Genomic DNA, 19857 nt, shown 5'->3' with positions numbered 1-19857 from the left:
GCGACAGCCCGGAAGTGTGGCGCCGTGTTCCGACACAGCGTTGCGATGACCACCGACGGAGCCGCCCGGCCACCGGGTGTAGAGGTTTGCCCGACCGAGTTGACCATCGCTTTACTCCCCTGGTCAGGGTGAGCACACACCTCCCGTACTGCTTCCGGTCGCACCGTCGGCCGGGTCCGCGGACGCACGGTGTGCGTCGGAAGGCAGTCGTATGTCGCGGTGGGTGGGTTCGTCGGTCGGGTCGGGAGCCGGTTCCGGGTCCGTCGTTGCGAGGGGCGGGCGGCCGCGCCACCGCATCCGCCGGCCGAACCGGGTCACCGCCCTGATGGCGGTGCTGTTGATGACCCTCGGGCTCACCGTGGTGCTCACGACCGTGCAGGCACCGGTGGCGCAGGCGGCCGTGCCGATCCCGTTCAACGCCGACTTCTCCGCGCAGGAGAACGGCGCGATCGCGCTCACCGGCAACAGTCAGCTCAGCTGCCCGACGTCGGCCTCGACCTGTGCCACCGCGCGGGCCACGGCCACCAGTTCCGCCGCCCGGTCCGGCATCAACAACAACGACTTCACCATGGCGTTCGTCGACGCCGACACCGATGCCACCACCAGCAACTCGTCCAGCGCGAACCTGGCGTTGCCCAGCGGCTCGACGGTGCTGTACGCCAAGCTCATCTGGGGCGCCCGCCGGGCCAACTCGGCGGGGACCTCGGTGAGCCTGGCCCAGGCGGCGAGCGTCAAGTTCCGCACCCCGGCCTCCGCCACCTACACCGCGCTGACCGGCACCGTCGACGACCCGGGCCTGAGCACGTCGACCGACTACTCGCCCTACGTCGGCCACATCGACGTCACCTCGCTGGTGCGGGCGGCCGGCAACGGCACCTACTGGTTCGCCGACATGGCCGCGAACACCGGCACCGACCGGTACGCAGGCTGGTCGCTGATCGTCGCCTACCGCAACCCGGCCGCACCGCTGCGCGACCTGCGCATCTACCGCGGCTTCGCGAACGTCAACGGGTCCGGTGCCACGGCCACCGCCACCATCGACATCAACGGATTCCTGACACCCGCTGCGGGCACGGTGAACTCGGCCGTCGGCGTGGTGGCCTGGGAGGGCGACCGCGGCTTCGTCGGCGACAGCATGGAGTTCAACGGGACCGCCCTGTCCGACGCCACCCGGCCGTCGAACAACTTCTTCGACTCGGCGATCAGTGATGCCGGCACCGACATCACCAACCGGAACCCCAACTTCACCAACAACTTCGGTACCGACATCGGCCGGATCAACGCCACCAACGTGCTCGCCAACAGCCAGACGTCCACCACCGTCCGGCTCACCACCAACGGCGACACCTACTACCCGACCCTGGTCACCACCCAGATCGACCTCTACTCCCCGGCGTTCAACCCGGTGAGCAAGTCGGTGACCAACCTGTCCGGCAACAGCCCGGCCCGGGTGGGCGACACGCTGCAGTACCAGATCTCGCTGACCAACACCGGTTCCGACCCCGCCGACGCCTCGGTGATCACCGACGCGCTGCCGGCGAACGTCACCTACGTGCCGGGCAGCCTGGTGGTGGTCGCCAACCCGGGCACCACCGCGAACACCGCGGCCACCGACGCCGCCGGGGACGACCTCGCCGAGTACCTGGCCGGCAGCCGGAGCGTGCGGTTCCGGGTGGGATCCGGGGCGACCGCGAGCGCCGGCGGATCCATCGGCGTCAACCAGACCACCACGGTGCGGTTCCGCGCCACGCTGGACCGCGCGACCGCGGGCACGACCGTGTCCAACACCGCCGACCTCGCCTACCGGGCCCGCACCCTGGGCGGCAACTACACCTTCACCGGCAACCAGGTGGACACCCCGGTGTCCGCGATCGCCGACCTCGGGATCACCAAGACCTCGACACCGACCAGTCAGACCGCCGGCAGCCAGGTCACCTACACCCTGACAGCGGTGAACAACGGCCCGAACGAGGCGACCTCGGTCGTGGTCACCGACACCCTGCCCACCGGCGTGAACTTCGTCAGCGCCGCGCCGCCGTCCGGCACCACCTGCTCCGCCTCCGGCCGGACCGTCACCTGCTCGACCCCGGCCCTGGCCAACGGCGGCACCCTGGCCATCCCGGTCACCGCGTCGATCGCCGCCGGATCGGCGAGCGGCACCACCCTCACCGACACCGCGACGATCAGCTCCGCGGTGTCCGACGACGTGGCCGGCAACAACACCGCCGTGGCCGGCACCGCCGTGACCACCTCCGCCGACGTCGCCGTGACCCACACCGTGTCACCCGGCTCGGTGGCGGCCGGCAGCCAGGCGACGTGGACCCTCACCGCGACCAACCGCGGGCCGTCCACCGCCGCGTCCACCGTCGTCACCGACACCCTGCCGACCGGCGTCACCATCACCTCGGCGACCATCCCCGCCGGCACCTGCACCGTCACCGGCAGCACCGTGAGCTGCCCGGTCGGTGACCTCGCACCGAACCAGTCCGCCGTGATCACCGTGGTCACCACCGTCGCGCCGAACACCCCGGCCGGCACGCTCACGGCCAACGGATCGGCCGCGAGCAGCACTCCGGATCCCAACCAGGCCAACAACTCCGCGGCCGCCGCGCTGACCGTCACCACCAGCGCCGACCTGCAGGTCACCACCACCGCCGCCACCGATCCGGTGGTCGCCGGCCGACCGGAGACCTGGACGGTGACCGTCCGGAACAACGGGCCGTCCGATGCCGCCGCCGTCCAGGTGAGCGTCCCTGCCGTCGCCGGTCAGACCATCACCTCCGCCTCGGCCAACCAGGGCACCTGCAGCGTGACCGGCGGAGCCGTGTCCTGCGCCCCCGGCACCGTGGCCGCGGGCACCACCGTCACCGTGACCGTGCGGGCCACCGTCGACCCGTCGCGCGCCGCCGGACCGCTGGCGCTGACCGGGTCGGCCTCGTCGACGACCACCGACCCGGTGCCGGGCAACAACTCGTCCACCGCGACGGTCACCGTGCAGACCAGCGCGGATCTCTCGCTCACCAAGGTCGGCGACCCGAACCCGGTGGTCGCCGGTGACCAGGTGACCTACACCCTGACCGTCGGCAACGCCGGGCCGTCCACCGCAACGGGCGCCTCGATCAGCGACCCGCTACCCACCGGCGTCATCTTCAGCTCCTCCGCGGACGGCTGCACCGTCTCGTCCGGCACCGTCACCTGCCCGGTCGGCACGGTGCCGGTCGGCTCGGTCGTCACCCGGACCTTCGTGGCCGACACGGACGCCGAGGGCACCGGCGAGATCACCAACGTGGCCACCGTCTCCGCGACGACACCGGACCCGGTGACCGCCAACAACACCGCGACCGCACGGTCCACCAGCGAGACTGTCGCCGATCTGCAGATCGGCATCACCGCCTCCGATCCGGTGATCGCCGGCAACCAGATCACCTACACGATCACCGCGATCAACAACGGCCCGTCGGCCGCCGCGTCCGCGCAGATCGCCGACACCGCACCGGCCGGCATCACCTTCAGCGGCGCGGTCGCCTCCGGTGGCGGGTTCAGCTGCAGCACCACCACGACCACCATGTCCTGCACCAGCGCGAGCCTCCCGGTCGGGGTACCGGTCACCGTCACCCTCACCGGCACCGTGGCGTCGACCGCGGCCGGTGCCGTCACCAACACCGCCACCATCTCCGCCGCGACCCCGGATCCCAGTTCCGGCAACAACTCCGCCTCCACCACGGTCAACGTCCGCACCCGCGCCGATGTGGCGGTCGTGCTGCAGGCGCCCACCGGCCCCGCCAACACCGTGGTCGCCGGCACCGAGGTGCAGTTCGGCGTCCGGGTCACCAATGCCGGTCCGTCGGTCGCGCAGAACGTGGTCGTCTCCGGTCAGGTCCCGGCCGGGCTGGAGCCGATCGTCGGGTCCAGCGGCGGTGCCTGCACCGTCGCCGGCGGCACCGTCACCTGCAACCTGGGCACCCTGCCGGTCGGCGCGGACATCACCATCCCGCTGACCGCGCTGGTCCGGCCGTCGGTCGACCCGGGCACCGTCACCGGGCAGGCGGGTGTCGGCGCCAGCACCACCGACCCGCAGACCGCGAACAACGCCAGCACCGCGACCATCGAGGTGATCACGCAGGCGGATCTGGTGGCCGGCAAGTCGGTCGACCCGTCGCCGCTGGTGGCCGGCAGCCCGGCCACCTACACGCTGACCGTCCTCAACGACGGACCGTCCGACGCCCGCGCGGTCGCGGTGTCCGACTCGCTGCCCGCGGCCCTGACCGTGCTCGGCGCGGCGCCGAGCTCGGGCAGCTGCACGGTGGCCGGCCAGGCCGTCGACTGCACCACCGCCGTGCTGCCGGCCGGTAGCACGCTGACCGTCACCGTCCCGGTGACGGTGTCCGCGGCCGCCGGTGACACCGAGCTCACCAACACCGTTCTCGCGTCCTCGGACGCCACCGACCCGACCCCGTCGGACAACTCGGCGAGCGTCACCAGCGCCGTCGAGCGACGTGCGCACCTGACCCTGACCAAGACACAGGACGCCACCACCGTGGAGGCCGGCAGCTCGGTGACCTACACCCTGGCGCTGACCAACACCGGTCCGTCCGACGCTGCGGCGGTGACGCTGGCCGACACCCTGCCCGGCACCATGACCGTCGTGCCCGGCGGTGTGTCGGCGACCGGCGACGCCTGCACGATCGCGACCGGGAACCGTTCCATCAGCTGTGATTTCGGTACCGTCCCGGCGGGCCAGGCGCGGACCGTACAGGTGATCGGCCGGGTGCCGTCGGGAACCGCGGCCGGCACCGTGCTGACCAACACCGCCACCGCCGAGTCCACGACCCCGGACACCACCACCGGCAGCCGGAGCGCGTCGTCCACCGGGACCGTCAGCACTGCAGTGGATCTCGGCGTGATCATCGCTCCGGTGCAGGACCCGGCGGAGGCCGGCAGCCCGCAGGGCTACGTCCTCTCGGTGGTGAACAACGGGCCGTCCTTCGCCCGCGGCGCCGTCGTCAGCTTCCCGCTGCCGACCGGCACCACGTTCGACTCCGCGACCACCTCGGTGGGCAGTTGCTCTGCGTCCGGCGGGACCGTCACCTGCAGCCTGGGTGACCTGGCCCCGGGAGCCGCGCCCACCGTCCAGATCAACCTGCGTCTCGACCCCGACCTGGGTGGCAGCCGGCTCACCGCCACCGCGTCGGTGTCCTCGCAGACCCCGGACCCGGTGTCCGGCAACAACTCCAGCTCCGTGACGCAGGCCGTGGCGGCCCGGTCCGACCTGCAGGTCACCAAGACCGTCACCGGCGGCGCGCCGGTGGCCGGCGGCACTGTCGAGTACCGGATCACGGTGACCAACCCGGGCCCGTCGACCGCCCGCAACCCGGTGGTCACCGACCGGATCCCGGCCGGCACCACCTTCGTCTCGGCCACCGCCTCCGACGACGGCTCCTGCCGCCCCGGTGAGGTGCTGACCTGCCGGTGGCCGTCGATGGCCGTCGGCGCCACCCGCGCGGTCACCCTGGTGCTCGCGGTGCCCTCGGACACCGCACCGGGCACCGCGATCAGCAACACCGCCTCCGCCGCGTCGGACAGCTTCGACAACAGCCCGGCGACCGCCACCGCGACGGCGGACACCACCGTGACCACCTCCGCCGACCTCTCGGTGCGCAAGACCGTGCTGTCCGGCAACCCGGTCGCCGGAGGGTCGGTGCAGTGGCAGATCGTGGTGCGGAACCTCGGTCCGTCGGCCGCCACCGCGGTGACCGTCGACGACACACCGGCCACCGGCGTCACCTTCACCTCGGCCGCCACCGGTACCGGGACCTGCTCGGTGACAGGCGGCCCGCTGCACTGCGAGCTCGGCACGCTGCCCAGCGGCAGCACCGTCGCGCTCACCGTCACCGGCACGCTGTCCGCCGATTACACCGGGGAGACCGTGGGCAACACCGCGACGGTCACCTCACCGACGTCGGACCCGGTGCCGGGCAACAACTCCGCCACCGTCAGCACCGAGACGTCCGCCTCCGGCGACCTCTCGCTGACCAAGACCGTGTCGCCGGCCACCCCGGTCGCGGGCGAACGGGCCACCTGGACGCTCACCGCGTCCAACGCCGGCCCGTCCACCTCGCGGAACGTCATCATCTCCGACGTCGTCCCGTCCGGTGTCTCGGCCATCGCCGCCGTCGTCTCCGGGGGCGGGACCTGCACCGCCACACCGGGTGTCAGCCCCGGCACCACGGTCGTGCGCTGCCCGGTGGCGACCATCGCCGCCGGATCGTCGGCCACCGCCACGGTGTCCGGCCTGATCGCGTCGAACTGGTCCGCCCCGACGGTGACCAACACCGGCACCGTGTCCGCCGGCACCGCCGACCCGGACCCGACCGGCAACTCGGCGACCGCGACCGCCCCGGTCGGCACCGCCACCGCGCTGACGCTCACCGCGTCCGCGCCGGCCACCATCGACGCCGGCCGCACCATCGGCTGGACCTTCACCGCCGCCAACGCCGGGCCGTCCGACGCCCGCGGCGTCCAGGTCGTGGTCGACCTGCCCTCCGGCATCGGCGCGGTCACCGGCTCCGGACCCGGTGGTGCGTGCACGGTCTCGGGCTCCACCGCCACCTGCCCGGCCGGCACCGTCCCGGTCGGCGGCAGCGCGGAGATCGTCCTGTCCGCGGTGGTCAACCCGTCCACCACCGGTGCGCTGCCGGTGAGCGGCACCGCCTCCACCACCAGCCCGGAGGCCGTGCTCTCCGACAACACCGCCACCGCCTCGACGGTCGTGACGGCGTCGGCGGACCTGACCCTGGCCAAGACCTTCACCGGCGGCGGCCGGGCGGTGCCGGGCGGGCCGGTGTCCTGGAACATCCGGGTGACCAGCGCCGGTCCGTCCGACGCGACCGGTGTGGTCGTCACCGACACCCTGCCCGCCGGGGTGTCCGGGATCGCCGCGGTGTGGGGTGCGGCCGGCACCGCCTGTGACGTCGACGGGCAGACGGTGACCTGTGCGCTGGGCACCGTGCCACCGACCGTCCCGGTCGACATCACCGTCACCGGCACGCTGTCCTCCGGCTTCGCCGGCACCGACCTGGTCAACACCGCCACGGTGACCTCCGACGAGGATCCCGACCCGTCCGGTGACACCGCGACATCGACCACGCCGGTGGCGGTCTCGGCCGACCTGCGGATCGGCAAGGCGCTGGTCTCCGGGATCCCGGTGGCCGGCGACACCGCCACCTTCGAGCTGCGGGTCTCCGACCTCGGGCCGTCCGACGCCACCGGCGTGGTGGTCACCGACCGGCTGCCGGACGAACTGCTCTCGCCCTCGGCCACCGTCGCCGGGAACCCCGGCACCTGCAGCATCGACGGCCGGGACCTGACCTGTGAGCTGGGCACCGTCCCGGTGGGCAGCACCCCGGTGATCACCGTGACCGGCACCCTCTCGCAGAGCTTCTCCTCGCTGCTGGTCAACACCGCCACGATCACCGGGACCTCCCCGGACCCGGTGTCCGGCAACAACTCCTCCACGGCGACCGGCTCCATCGACGAGTCGGCGGACCTGGCCGTCAGCACCACCGGCCCGGCGACCGTCGTTGCCGGCACCCGGGTGGAGTGGACCGTGGTGATCACCAACAACGGGCCGTCCGACGCCCGCGAGGTGACGCTGCGCGAGTTGGTCCCGGTATCGCTGCGGGACGTCACCGTGGTGCCGGAGGGCGGTGGTGCCGACTGCGGCACCACCTGCGCGCTGGGCGCGATCGGCAATGGCAGCGAGGTCCGGCTGGTGGTGTCCGGGATGGTGCCCGCGGGCACCGCACCCGGGACCGTGCTGCGGCAGCAGCCGGCGATCTCCTCGGCGACTCCCGATCCGGACGGCGACAACAACTCCGCGGCAGCGGATGTCACCGTGACGGCGGCGGCGCGGCTGGCCGTGGTGAAGACGGTGCAGCCGGAGCCGCTGGTGCCGGGCACCGATGCGACGTACCGGATCGTGGTGTCCAACGACGGTCCCTCCGACGCCCAGGCGACGGTGGCCACCGACCCGCTCCCCGAGGGCCTGACGGTCCGTGCGCCGGGCAGCAGCTCGACCCAGGGCAGCTGTGCCGCGGTCGGCCGGGTGCAGAGCTGCGACCTGGGCGTGCTGCCGGCCGGCAGCAGCGTCACGATCACCGTGCCGGTGACCGTCGACGTCGCCTACGCCGGTACCTCGATGGTCAACACCGCGTCGGTGAGCTCGCCGACCCCGGACACCGACCCGGACCCGGCGGCCCGCACCGGGACCTCGGACGCCGCGGTGGCGGCGGTCGCCGACCTGACCCTGACCAAGACCGGCCCGGCGACGATCGTTGCCGGACAGGCACTCTCCTGGGTGCTGACGGTCGGCAACACCGGCCCGTCGGTGGCCCGGGACGTGGTGGTCACCGACGTGCTGCCGGACGGACTGCTCGACGCGTCCGCGGTCGCCAGCCGCGGCGACTGCTCCTTCGGTGTCGACGGGTTGACCTGTGCCATCGGTGATCTCGCCCCCGGCGACACCACCCGGATCCGGGTGTTCCTGGACGGCGGGCTGGACCCGTCGTTCACCGGCACGGAGATCGTCAACGCCGCCCAGGTCGCCTCGTCCACGCCGGAGCCCGGCGAGGACCCGGCCGACGGCCGGTCGGCGAGCGCCACCACCACCGTCACCCGGGCCGCCGATCTGTCGGTGGTGAAGGTGCCGGACGCCGCGGTGTTCACCCCCGGTACCGAGGCCGGCTGGACGGTGACGGTGACGAACACCGGTCCGTCCACCGCGACCGACGTGCTGCTGACCGAGACCCTGCCCACCGGGCTGGACGACGTCGTGATCACCCGGGACGGCACTCCGGTGGTCTGCGAGGCCGGCGTGTGCGAGCTCGGCGACCTGCTGCCGGGGCGGGACAACGCGATCGTGCTCCGGGTGACCGGGACGATCGACCCGACCCTGGACGGGACCGAACTGGCCAACACCGTCGCGGTGTCGTCCGGCACGCCCGACCCGGCGCCCGGCAACAACTCGGTGACCGCGACGACCCCGTTGACCGCGGCGGCCCACCTGGTGGTCGACAAGACCGGCCCGACCACGATCGTGGCCGGTGGGGAGATCAGCTGGACGATCACCGTCGGCAACCCCGACGGGCCGTCCACCGCGCGGGACGTGGTGCTGACCGACGTGCTGCCGACCGGTGTCACTGGGGTGACCTTCTCCGGCGACGGGGTCTGCCCCGACGCCGCCACCGGCGGCACCTCCGTCGAGTGCACGCTGGGCGACCTGGCCGTCGGTGACGAGGTGCAGGTGGTGGTCACCGGCACCGTCGACCCGGCGTTCACCCTCGCGCAGCTGACCAACACGGCGCAGGTGCGCTCGGCGACCGCCGATCCCGATCCCGGTGCCGGCGACGACACCTCGTCGCTCGCCACGGACGTGACCACCGCGGCGGACCTGTCGGTCACCAAGACCGGTCCGGCCACGGTCGTCGCCGGACAGACCATCAGCTGGACGGTCGAGGTCACCTCGTCCGGCCCGTCCGTGGCCCGGGACGTCGTGGTGAACGACATCGAGCCGGTCGGGGTGACCGGGCTGGGCGGCAGTTGGGCGGACGGCACCTGCACGGACGGTGTCTGCGAGATCGGTGACCTGGCGCCCGGCGCCACTGTGGTGATCACGTACACCGGCACCGTCGACCCGGCGTACGACGGCGCGCTGCTGGTCAACACGGCGACCGTCGGCAGCGACACCGCCGATCCGGACACCACGAACGACCTGGCGTCCAGCTCGACCACCGTCACCCGGTCCGCGAACCTCGCGCTGACCAAGACGGTGGCGCCGGATCCGCTGCAGCCCGGCGGCACCGTCACCTGGACGCTGACCGCGACCAACAACGGACCGTCCACGGCGGAGGGCGTGCTGATCTCCGACAGCGTGCCCGCCGCGGTGACCGGACTGACCGCGACCAGCACCGACGGCACCTGCACGATCACCGGGCAGGCCGTCAGTTGCCCGGCGGCCGGACCGATCGCCCCCGGCCGTGACGTGGTCGTGACGATCACCGGCACCCTGGCCGGCGACGTCGGCGCCGGGACCATCAGCAACACCGGCGCAGTCACCGCGACCACGCCGGATCCGGACCTGACCGACAACGGGGCCTCGGCCGGCGCGGGCACCCCGCAGGCGGACCTGCGGGTCACCAAGACGGCGGGGACCGCGGCCTTCACCCCGGGCGGGGCGGCGTCGTGGACCATCGAGGTGGTCAACGACGGCCCGGGCACCGCCCGCGGGGTGTTGCTCTCGGACCGACTGCCGGCCGGGTTCACCGGCGCAACGGCGACCGTGCCCTCCGGGACCGCGGGCACCTGCACCGCCGGCGACACCGTGACCTGCGCGCTCGGCGATCTGCCGGCCGGTGCGACGGTGACGGTGACCGTCGCCGCGACCGTGCCGGCCACCGCGAGCGGCGATGCGGCGAACACGGTGTCGGTGGTCAGCCCGGACGAGACCGATCCGAGCGACAACACCGCCCAGGCCGTCACTCCCGTCCTGGCGGCCGCGGACCTGTCGCTGACCAAGGTCGCGGCAGCGGAGACGGCGACGGCCGGCGGAACGGTGTCCTGGAGGCTGACCGTCACCAACGACGGGCCGGTGACCGCGCCGGCCGTGGTGATCACCGATCCGCTGCCGGCCGGGGTCACCCCCGGCACCCTCGGTGACGACGCCGCCGGGTGTTCCGCTACCGGGTCGGTGATCCGTTGCGACATCGGGGATCTCGCCGCAGGTGCGTCGGTGTCCCGGACGATCACCGGCGTCGTGGACCCGGGTGTCCGGGAGACGCTGTCGAACACGGCGTCGGTGTCGTCCGGGGCGGTGGATCCGGATCCGTCCGACAACACCGCCACCGCAAGGACTCCGGTGATCGCGGACAGCTCGCTGTCGGTCAGCAAGACCGCCGACCGGGCGTCCGCGGAGATCGGGCAGGTGGTCACCTACACGATCACGGTCGCCGAGCAGGGCAGCTCCAGTGCCGAGGGCGTCGGCCTGGTGGAGACCATCCCGGTCGGCGGCCGGCTGGTGCGGCAGGACGCCGGCCAGGGCAGCTACGGCGAGGGCGTGTGGACCATCGGCACGCTGCAGCCCGGCGTGCCCGCGGTGCTGGTGCTCGAGGTGGTCTACGAGCGGGAGGGCCAGACGGTCAACTCCGTGATGCTCACCCGCTCGGGCACCCCGGTCGACATGACCGCGGATGCCGACGTCGAGGTGCTGGCCCAGGGATCGTCCCCCGACCCGGGCGCCCCCGGTGATCCCGGGACCCCGCCGGCGCCGGGGACGCCCCCGCCGCCGGGCGGTGGGTTGCCGGTGACCGGTGTGCCGGCCGACGACCTGTCGCTGTGGGCGCTGCTGCTCCTGCTGGCCGGCGGTGCGCTGCTGCTGGGTGGGCGCCGGCGGCGCGGTGAAAGCTGAATCGGCGGCCGGGTGGCCGGGACGTGCGCCCGGCCGCCTGGCCGGGCCGGCCCGGTCGGTCGTGCCCGGGTTCAGTCGACGGAGACGGTGACGCCGGCGGCCTGCGGTCCGGTCGTCCCCGGTGCGACGGGTAGGTCCGCGGCGTCGTCCCTGGTCACGGGGTCGGGCATCCGGGCCGGTCGGCCCAGGTAGTAGCCCTGCGCGAGGCCGATGCCCAGGGCGACGGCGGTCTCGAACTCGGCGGCGGTCTCCACGCCCTCGGCCAGCAGGTGCGCCCCGGTGGTGCGGGCGAAGGTGGCCAGTGCGGTGGCCACCGCCAGCCGGGCCGGGTCCCGGTCCATGCCGTGGGTGATGTGGTAGTCCATCTTGATGATGTCGGGTGCCAGCTCGACCAGCTGCCGCATGCCCGCGTACCCGGCGCCGGCGTCGTCGACGGCGAAACGGATGCCGGTGGCGCGCAGCTCGGCGATCCGCAGCTGCAGCCGCTGGTAGTCGACGATCTCCTCGTGCTCGGTGATCTCGATGATGATCCGCGACGCCTGCGCCGGATCGAGCAGTCCGGTCAGGTCGCCGGAGCAGATGGCGTCGGCCGACATGTTGATCGCCAGGTCCAGGCCGTCCGGCAGGTCCGCCAGCGCCTCCCGGGCCCGGGTCAGCGCGGCGATCTCCAGGTCCACACCGAGGCCGCAGGAGCGGGCGGCGTGGAACCACTCCGCCGGGCCGGGGAAGTCGCCCGGGAAGCGGGCCAGCGCCTCGTAGCCGACCACCGCCGGCCCGTCCACGTTGAACAGCGGCTGGAACACCATGTGCGGACCGCCGCCGTCGATGACACCGCGGACCTTGCGCCGCAGTTCGGTCTCACGGCGGCGCTCGGTCAGCTCGCTCTCGATCGCGTCGGCCAGCAGATCGCCGAGCAGGGAGAGGATCTCGAGGTCCCGGCGGCCCAGCTCCGGATGCGGCTGCGGGTCGAGACAGCAGAGTGTGCCGTAGATCTCGCCGTCCCGGCTGCGCAGCAGCGTGGTTGCGTAGGAGCCGATGCCGATGGCGGCGGTCGACGGGAGCCCGGCGGCGACCGGGTTCGCCGGGGCGTCCGGGACCAGCGCCGGGAGGTCACCGGAGACGACGTGCGCGCAGTAGGAATCGGCGAGCGGTACCGAGGCGCCGGGCCGGATCCCCGAGGCGGCCCAGTCGCCGTCGACCTGGTCGACGATCTGCTCCTCGTCGGTGAGGTGGGAGACGTAGGCCAGCGCCATGCCGAGGCGTTCCCGGGCGAGCCGGAGCACCTGCTCGGTCGTGTGGCGGGCGAGCACCAGCGGATCGGCGGCCGGCGCGAGGTCGCTTGGTCCGACGGCCGCCGGCGACATGCTGCCCACAGCTGATCCTTCCCCGATCGGCTGACAACGATCCACGGCACCCCTGTTTCTCGGGGTCCGGTGACGCAAAGTTAGCACGTGTTCGGCAAGTGTTGCCGGGCAAATGATCCGGCGGTGATCACACCGAGAAGTGTTGTCCGCGTTGACCCATCGGAAGCAGTGAGGCCGGCGTCACGCCCTGCCGACACCCGTCTGCGCGGGTGGTGCCCTGCGTCGGACCGAACCGCGTCACCTGGGAGTGTGAACGGCCGATCACCCTCGGTGCCCGGGTGGCGTCACCCTGTCCGCCGACCGGCGCGGTCACGCCATGGTTGCGCGGGGGCCACCGTTGCCCGGCGCCGGGCATGGTCGGCACGCCGGTGCCGTAGGTGTCGCAGGTGCCGCGCCCGGCCGGTCGTCGGCGCTGCCGGCCGGGTGGGGTGACGCCCGGTGATTGGATGACCGGATGGACGATCCGACCGGCGGGCCGGCCGCGGCCCACGGGGCGGACGAGGTGGGGCCGGTCGCCGCCCGGCTGCGTGCCGCCGGGTGCGTTTTCGCGGAGGAGGAGGCCGCGCTCCTGCTGGAGCACGCCGCGACCCCGGACGCGCTCGAGAGGCTGATCGGTCGGCGGGTGGCCGGCGAGCCGCTGGAGCACCTGCTGGGCTGGGCCGAGTTCCGGGGTCGGCGGCTGGCGGTGGCCCCGCGGGTCTTCGTGCCCCGGCTGCGGACCGGGATCCTGGTCGACCTGGCGCTGGCGCCGACCCTGCCCGCCGGCGCGGTGGTGGTCGAGCTCTGCTGCGGGGTGGGTGCCGTCTCCGACGCCCTGCTGCAGGTCCGCCCGGACCTGCAGGTGGTGGCCGCGGACATCGACCACCGTGCGGTGTCGTGCGCGCGGGTCAACCTCGGCGACCGGGCGACGGTGCTGCAGGGCGATCTGTTCGACGCGTTGCCGAAGGGGCTGCGCGGCACGGTGGACCTGATGGTGGCGAACGCGCCGTACGTCCCGACGGCGGAGATCCCGATGATGCCCGCCGAGGCCCGCGACCACGAGTCGGCGACCGCGCTGGACGGTGGGGCGGACGGCCTCGATCTGCACCGCCGGATCCTGGCCGCGGCGCCGGTGTGGCTGCGGCCCGGAGGTGCCGTCCTGCTGGAGTCGAGCCCGCGCCAGGCGGCGATCGACGTGGCGCTCGCCGCTGCGGCCGGCCTGACGGCGACCGTGTTCCGGGACGAGGAGATCGAGGGGACCGCGGTCCGGGCAGTCCGCAGCTGAGATCGTGGCGTTCCGCTGCGGAGCGGGCACGGTGCGTGGTAACGGCGGCTCCGCACGCCCTTGGCGTCCGAGAGTGAGTGCGGCGGAACGCCTTCTCGCAGCGCTTTCGCGAGAGTGTCGGGAGTGTCACGCCTTTGGGAGATGCGCTGCAGGTCAGCGGCAATCCGGCTCGTCCCGGCAGGGTGAAGTCGCGGTGAATTCCGGTGATTCACGTTTCGGGAACTCCCAGGAGGGGCAGCATCGGAAGCGACGCAGCACCGCGCTGCGGGAAACGCAAGGATGGAGTGAGCGCGATGATGCGTCGGATGATCGGGGCGATTGCGATCGGCGGTGCAGTGATGCTCGCCGCCGCGTGCGGGTCGGACACCAGTGGCGGTGCCGCCACCACCGCACCCGCCGTCACCACCTCCGCCGAGGCCACCTCGGGCGGCATGGACACCAGCACCGGCATGGACACCAGCATGTCGGAGGACACGGCGACGTCGGAGGACACCGGCGGCTCCGAGATGAGCAACCCGTCGGCGACCACGACTGTCGGTGGTGGCGAAGGTCTGGACGAGGCCTCGGCGGCCTGGTTCACCACCATGTGCGAAGGCGTCACGCCATTGACCGAGATGGGCGACGGCATGACGGGATCCGACCCGTCCCAGGTCGCCAAGAAGATCGAGGAGGCCGGCACCGCTCTGACGCAGACCGCCTCGGACCTCGAGGGCCAGCCCGCACCCACCTTCGACGGCGGCGAGGAGTTCGCGACCAAGGCCATCGAGGGCTTCAAGCAGCTGGGCACCGCCTTCACCGAGGCGGCCGACGCCATCGCGAAGAACGACCCGGCCGGCCTGCAGAAGCTGCAGGAGTCGTTGCAGGCCGACGGACCGCTGCAGCAGCTCGCCGGGTTCGACGCCACGCCGGAGCTGAAGCAGGCTGTCGCCGAGCTGCCGGCCTGCAAGGCCCTCACCACCATGGGCGGCTGATCCGTCGCCCGCAGCACCACGCACGATCCACACCCGCAGGCGTGACCGTTCCGAACGGTCACGCCTGCGGGTGTTCGTGCACCGTTCGTCGTCCGGGCCTCCCCGGGCCGGGCATGATGGGGCCGTCGGCAGTGAGCCGCGGTGATCGGGTGGGGGATGACGATGGCGCGCAGTGCGCGGAATGCGGTCGGGGCGTTCGTCGCAGCCGGAGCGGCCGGGACGGTGCTGCTGCTGGCCGGCTGCGCGTCCGCGGTCAGCGGGATCGCCCGCACCGCCGAAGGGGCAGCATCCCCGGCCACCTCGTCCTCGATCCCGACGTCGGCCCCGGTCGCGTCGACGACGCCGACCACTGCCACGGCGGCGACCACTGCCGCGGCGACCACTGCCACCACGAGGACTCCTGTCACCGGGGACACCGATCGGTCCGTGGCGCCGGATCCATTCGGCAGCATCTCGGCCAGCACCACCGTGGGTGGCTCCGGGCCGCTGGACCTGCAGACAACGGCCTGGTTCACCGCGATGTGCGAGGGTGCGCAGCCGCTCACCGATCTCGCCGACGACATGGAGTCCCTGAGCAGTGCCGATGCGGTCATCGACGCCTTCTCCGAGTTCGGCGCGCTGATGACCACCCTGTCCACCGACCTGGCCGACGTGCCGCCGCCCACCTTCCCGGGCGGCGAGGAGTACGCCGCGAACGTGGTGGACGGCTTCGACCGGATGGGCACCCTGTTCACCGACGCCGCCGACGCGCTCGCCGAGGGCGACACCAGCGTGCTGCTCGGGCTGGAGGACGAGCTGGCTGCCGACGGCCCGCTCCAGCAGCTGTCCGGGACGGATGTGAGCCCGGACCTGCAGGACGCCGTCGAGGCGTTGCCCGCCTGCCAGGCGCTCTACGCCGGCTGATTCCCCCCCGGCTCCCGGAAGCCACCCGCTGTCGGGGTCTTGCACGTATGCCGTTATAGGCATATGTTCGTGGCATGGCCAGGGCAGCGACCACCACCGACGCGTTCAACGCGGTGGCCGAACCGCGCCGCCGGCAGATCCTCGACGTGCTCGTGCGCGGGGAGCGGCCGGTCGGCGATCTGGTGGTCGCGCTCGGTGTCGCCCAGCCGGTCGTCTCCAAGCACCTCAAGGTGCTCCGCGACGTCGGGCTGGTGCAGGTGCGGGACGACGGGCGGCAGCGGGTCTACCGCGTCGACGCCCGTCCCCTGCGCGAGATCCACGAGTGGCTGGCCGGCTACTCGGATCTCTGGAACGAACGTCTCGACCTGCTCGACGAGGTGCTGGCCGAACTGGCCGCCGCGGAGAGCGGGACCCCCGCAGTCCGACCACCCGATGTCGGATCCCAGCACCCGGAGGAGCAGTCATGACCAGCAGCACCAGCACTCACAACACCGAACGGCACAGTGCCCCCCACCACAGTGGCAAGGCGACCGTGTCCCTGCCGTCGGACACCCAGATCCTGATCACCCGCCACTTCGACGCCCCGCGGGCGCTGCTCTGGCGCGCCTGGACCACCCCGGAGCTGGTGAAGAAGTGGTGGGCCGGGCAGCGTGGCCAGGTCACCTCGGCCGAGATCGATCTGCGGGTCGGCGGCAGCTACCGGTACGTGCTGGTGGCGAACGAGGGCTTCGAGGTCGGCTTCCACGGCGAGTTCTCCGAGATCGTCGACGGCGAGAAGATCGTCAAGACGGAGATCTTCGAGGGTGCGCCGGACGGCGTGGCGGTCAACACCGACACCTTCGCCGACGCCGGCGGCGGCACCCAGCTGTCCGTGCTCGTCGACTGCCCGGACCAGCAGACCCGCGACATGATCGTCGCCAGCGGCATGGAGGACGGCATGCAGGAGTCCTACGACGCGCTGGAGACGGTGGCGGGCGGGCTCGCCGCCTCCTGACGTGGGACGATCCCACACATGGTGAGCTTCGCGGACAAGCCGATCCTGGATCTCACCGTGCCGGAGTGGGAGGCCTACCTGTCCGGAGAGCCGGACGACGGCGGGGTGCGGCTCAAACTGCGGAAGAAGAGCTCGTCGGCACCGGGCATGACCTGGTCCGAGGCGCTGGACGTGGCCCTGTGCCACGGCTGGATCGACGGTCAGGCCGGCCGGCTCGACGACGACTACACGTTGCAGGCCTTCACCCCGCGGCGGAAGAACAGCCCGTGGTCGCAGATCAACCAGGGGCACGTGGCCCGGCTGATCGACGAGGGCCGGATGCGCCCCGGCGGGTTGGCCGAGATCGAGCGGGCGAAGGCGGACGGCCGGTGGGACGCGGCGTACCGGCAGAAGGGTGCGGCAGCTCCGCCGGACCTGCAGGCCGCGCTCGACGAGAATCCCGCTGCGGCAGCGTTCCTCGCCGGGTTGCCGGCGGTGGAGCGGTTCCGCGTCTACTTCCGGATCTCCGCCATCAAGACCCCGGCCACCCGGGCCGCCCGGATCGCCGACGTGGTGGCCAAGGCCGCGGTGGGCGAGCTGCACTACAAGTAGCCTGGAGCGCATGGCTACCCCGATGGTCACCACCGACCTCAGCATCTCGATCGACGGTTTCGCCGCCGGACCGCGGCAGAGCGCCGAGAAGCCTTTCGGCGACGGCAAGGTCGACGCGCTGATCCGCTGGATGTTCGAGGACGGCGAGGCCAGCGCCGCGGAACTGGCCGGTATCGGCGGCGCCGGTTCGTACATCATGGGGCGCAACATGTTCGGCCCGGACCGCGGGTCGTTCGACCTGTCCTGGACCGGTTGGTGGGGCGACACCCCGCCGTACGGCGCGCCGGTGTTCGTGCTCAGTCACCACGAGCGGGAGTCGTTCGAGCTGGCCGGCGGGACCTCGTTCACCTTCGTGAACGGGATCCGGCCGGCTTTCGACCTCGCGGTCGCCGCGGCGCAGGCGGCCGGCAGTGACCGGGTGGCGATCGCCGGCGGCGCGACCACGGTCAACCAGTTCCTGGCCGCCGGGCTGATCGACGAACTGCGCCTGCATATCTCGCCGGTCGTGCTGGGCTCCGGTGAGCGGCTCTTCGACCGGGTGCCGTCGGTCGACCTGGAGCAGGTGTCGTCCCGGGCGACCTCGCTGGTGACGCACCAGGTGTACCGGGTCCTCCGCTGACTGTCGGCGGCGGGGCGCGGTCAGGTCAGCCCGTCGGCCCGGGCCAGCAACAGGGCGCGCTCCTGTTCGTTGCGCGAGAGTGCCGCCGCCCGCTGGAATTCCGCGCGGGCGTCGGCGGTGCGTCCCAGCTTCGACAGCAGGTCGCCGCGCACGCTGGGCAACAGGTGGTAGCTGCGCAGCGCCGGCGAGTCCGGCAGCCGGTCCAGGATCTCCAGCGCGGCCGCCGGGCCGTCGGCGAACGAGACGGCCACCGCACGGTTGATCTCGACCACCGGCGACGGCCAGCGGGACGAGATCGCCTGGTACAGCATCGCGATGCGTTGCCAGTCGGTGTCCTCCGGGCGGGCGGCCCGGGCGTGGCAGGCGGCCACCGCTGCCTGCAGGGCGTAGTGCCCGCCGGCCCCGCCCAGCTGCTCGGCGCGGGCCAGGGCGGACAGCCCGCGGCGGATCAGCAGCGGGTCCCAGCGGGTGCGGTCCTGGTCCAGCAGCAGCACCGGCGTACCGTCGGGGCCGACCCGCGCGGCGTTCCGGGATGCCTGGATCTCCAGAAGCGCTGCCAGGCCGAACACCTCGGGCTCGTCCGGCATCAGGCCGGCCAGCACCCTGGCCAGTCGCACCGCCTCCAGGGTGAGGTCCGTGCGCAGCCAGTCGGACCCGAAGGTCGCCGAGTAGCCCTCGTTGAAGACGAGATAGATCACCTGCAGCACGGAGGACAGTCGGGCCGCACGGTCGGGCCCTTCCGGGACCTCGAACGGCACACCGGCCTTGGTCAGCGCCTTCTTCGCCCGGGTGATCCGCGCCGCCATGGTCGGCTCGGGAACCAGGTAGGCGCGGGCGATCTCGGCGACGCTGAGGCCGCCGACCACCCGGAGGGTGAGGGCCGCGCGGCCCTCGGGCGCCAGCACCGGGTGGCAGGAGGTGAAGATCAACCGCAGCAGGTCGTCGTCGATCCGGTCGTCCAGGGCTGCGTCGAAGTCGGTCGACACGGCGCCGCCGGGGCGCTCGCGGTCCAGCTCGTGTGCGAGTTGCGCGTACTTGTCGCGCAGGGAGTCGTTGCGGCGGAACAGGTCCACCGCACGGCGCTTCGCGGTGGTGGTCAGCCAGGCGCCCGGATTGCGCGGCACGCCGTCGCGTGGCCACTGCTCGAGTGCGGCCACCGTCGCCTCCTGCGCCAGCTCCTCGGCCGTGCCGACATCCCCGGTCATCCGCGCCAGCGCGCCGATCAGCCGGGGCAGCTCGATCCGGACGACCGCATCCAGGGCGGCATGCGGGTGCTCGGTCGGGCCCGTCACGCGCCGGGTCGCGGCCCGAGCAGGTCCCACTTGTTGCCCGCCACGTCCTCGAACACGGCGACCGACCCGTACTCCTCGAGTCGCGGGGCCGAGTGGAACCGCACCCCGGCGGCGACCATCCGGTCGTAGGTCCGGTCGAACTCGTCCACCCGGAGGAACAGACCGACCCGGCCGGCGAACTGGTCGCCGACCGCGGCCGCCTGCTTGTCCCCGTCGGCCAGCGCGAGCAGCAGCCCGGTGCCGCCACCTGGCGGCCGGACCACCACCCAGCGCTTGGGCCGGCCGTCGTTCGTCTCCGCCGGTGAGTCCTCGGCGAGCTCGAAACCCAATACCCTGACGTAGAAGTCGATGGCCACGTCGTAGTCGGGGACGATCACGGCGACCAGGTCGAGATGCAT

Annotated in this window: 11 protein-coding genes; 8 read left to right on the top strand and 3 right to left on the bottom strand. The window is 72.8% G+C overall.

Annotation, left to right across the window (positions count from 1 at the left end):
• Positions 1 to 325: 325 nt before the first annotated feature.
• A complete protein-coding gene (locus GIS00_RS12765; protein WP_154768830.1) occupies positions 326 to 11461 on the top strand; it encodes a DUF11 domain-containing protein in 11136 nt (3711 codons plus the stop codon).
• Positions 11462 to 11532: 71 nt separating this feature from the next.
• Here GIS00_RS12765 and GIS00_RS12760 read toward each other — a convergent pair whose 3' ends face one another.
• On the bottom strand, positions 11533 to 12825 hold the full coding sequence (locus GIS00_RS12760; protein ID WP_230313567.1) for an EAL domain-containing protein: 1293 nt from the start codon (positions 12823 to 12825) through the stop codon (positions 11533 to 11535).
• A gap of 454 nt (positions 12826 to 13279) precedes the next feature.
• Here GIS00_RS12760 and GIS00_RS12755 point away from each other — a divergent pair, with 454 nt between their 5' ends.
• From GIS00_RS12755 to GIS00_RS12725, 7 genes are all read left to right on the top strand, one after another.
• Complete coding sequence (locus GIS00_RS12755) at positions 13280 to 14089, top strand: putative protein N(5)-glutamine methyltransferase (protein WP_154768828.1); 810 nt, start codon at positions 13280 to 13282, stop codon at positions 14087 to 14089.
• Positions 14090 to 14394: 305 nt separating this feature from the next.
• Positions 14395 to 15060, top strand: a complete 666-nt coding sequence (locus GIS00_RS12750; protein ID WP_154768827.1) for a hypothetical protein — start codon at positions 14395 to 14397, stop codon at positions 15058 to 15060.
• Positions 15061 to 15222: 162 nt separating this feature from the next.
• The gene (locus GIS00_RS12745; RefSeq protein ID WP_154768826.1) at positions 15223 to 15963 is read left to right on the top strand and encodes a hypothetical protein; all 741 of its coding nucleotides are present in this window, start codon (positions 15223 to 15225) and stop codon (positions 15961 to 15963) included.
• Between the two features lie 74 nt (positions 15964 to 16037).
• Positions 16038 to 16430, top strand: coding sequence for an ArsR/SmtB family transcription factor (locus GIS00_RS12740; protein WP_154768825.1), 393 nt, complete (start codon positions 16038 to 16040; stop codon positions 16428 to 16430).
• Complete coding sequence (locus GIS00_RS12735) at positions 16427 to 16957, top strand: SRPBCC family protein (RefSeq protein ID WP_154768824.1); 531 nt, start codon at positions 16427 to 16429, stop codon at positions 16955 to 16957. Before GIS00_RS12740 ends, GIS00_RS12735 begins: the two co-directional genes overlap by 4 nt.
• 18 nt (positions 16958 to 16975) lie before the next feature.
• Positions 16976 to 17548 (top strand): YdeI/OmpD-associated family protein, encoded by a 573-nt coding sequence (locus tag GIS00_RS12730; RefSeq protein ID WP_154768823.1) that lies wholly within the window; start codon positions 16976 to 16978, stop codon positions 17546 to 17548.
• A 10-nt stretch (positions 17549 to 17558) separates the two neighbouring features.
• Positions 17559 to 18167 carry a dihydrofolate reductase family protein gene (locus GIS00_RS12725; RefSeq protein ID WP_230313525.1) on the top strand — a complete coding sequence of 203 codons (609 nt, stop codon included), beginning with the start codon at positions 17559 to 17561 and terminating at the stop codon, positions 18165 to 18167.
• Between the two features lie 20 nt (positions 18168 to 18187).
• Here GIS00_RS12725 and GIS00_RS12720 read toward each other — a convergent pair whose 3' ends face one another.
• Entirely contained in the window at positions 18188 to 19459 is a 1272-nt protein-coding gene (locus GIS00_RS12720; protein WP_322097906.1) for an RNA polymerase sigma factor, read from the bottom strand.
• Positions 19456 to 19857 (bottom strand): VOC family protein, encoded by a 402-nt coding sequence (locus GIS00_RS12715; RefSeq protein ID WP_154768822.1) that lies wholly within the window; start codon positions 19855 to 19857, stop codon positions 19456 to 19458. The genes GIS00_RS12720 and GIS00_RS12715 overlap by 4 nt, the downstream gene beginning before the upstream one ends.

Origin of the sequence: Nakamurella alba, assembly GCF_009707545.1 — a bacterium.
GTDB lineage: Bacteria > Actinomycetota > Actinomycetes > Mycobacteriales > Nakamurellaceae > Nakamurella > Nakamurella alba.
This window is presented reverse-complemented; position numbering and strand designations above follow the sequence as displayed.